Consider the following 551-nt stretch of genomic DNA (forward strand, 5'->3'; position numbering starts at 1 on the left):
TGAGGTATTTCATGTCATGACAATGTCCTGAGCGTAACAAGCAGAACTAACTCCACCTAGTTTCATCGTTTCTTTCCTTCATTCTCGTGGATTTATTCGAGCGGTCTGATCTTCATCCTGACCACTTTAAGGGAATAATCAGCCGGTTTAAACGTCAGCCACACCACTCCGTTCTCTACCTCGTAGGGGGCGTTACTGTTGGGATCGTACTGCCCTCCCTTGTAGTGAATGCCGTTAAGGTTGGCACCCTGGCAGTTGTTGTACCACCACCCGCCCCCATAGACCTCGGCACAGTTCTCCTCCCACTTGTCCTGATCCCTGTCGAACGTGCTGAACTTCATCTCGGCATGCGAAAGGAAGGAACCCATGTTAGCCAGCCCCTGCACCAGAGCGTCTCCCGCGTCTCCCGAGTAAGACGATACACTCAGCTTGAACCCCTCTGACTCCGCGCCCACTCGGACGTTATACTCTGCGTACGCCTCGTTTCCCGCCCAGTCCACCAGCTCCACTCTCAGAACGCTTTCTTTCTGAGTGAGGAGATGTAAAGCCCG

The 551-nt window shown here is 53.4% G+C and carries 1 protein-coding gene; it reads right to left on the minus strand.

The window, feature by feature from the left end:
- Positions 1 to 92: 92 nt before the first annotated feature.
- Positions 93 to 551 (minus strand): fibrinogen-related protein (locus GFJ41_RS21025; RefSeq protein WP_170076002.1); only part of this gene is annotated, 459 nt, incomplete at its 5' end.

Origin of the sequence: Paraclostridium dentum (assembly GCF_012922555.1) — a bacterium.
In the GTDB taxonomy this organism is placed as follows: Bacteria; Bacillota; Clostridia; order Peptostreptococcales; family Peptostreptococcaceae; genus Paraclostridium; species Paraclostridium dentum.